General features: G+C 38.0%; 1 pseudogene. It reads right to left on the minus strand.

What is annotated here, in order from left to right:
* Positions 1-305: pseudogene (locus ACFILZ_RS10155) on the minus strand (3,4-dihydroxy-2-butanone-4-phosphate synthase); the annotation flags it as partial.

The following is a 305-nucleotide window of genomic DNA, read 5'->3' on the forward strand; positions in this document are numbered from 1 at the left end:
TCTAGATATGCGAATTCCAAACCCCTCTAAACCAACATAATGACGTTCTTTAGAAGCATAAACAATAACGGAACTAATCCCTAAGTGTTTTAGAATTTGCGCTCCTAAACCAATTTGACGCCATTCTTCTTCGCGTTCAATCGCCTGCACATGGTCTTCTAAACCTCTCATTGCCATTGCCTGACTGTCAATAACTGATTGAACACCAACGGATCCTTCACGCAAATAAACAAACACACCACATTTCTCTTTTTTTACCATCTGCTGCATAATCGCTGTAATATTTAAAGATTGATCAAAAACAT

Source organism: Bartonella sp. AP40SXNS (genome assembly GCF_042195825.1).
Taxonomy (GTDB): domain Bacteria; phylum Pseudomonadota; class Alphaproteobacteria; order Rhizobiales; family Rhizobiaceae; genus Bartonella.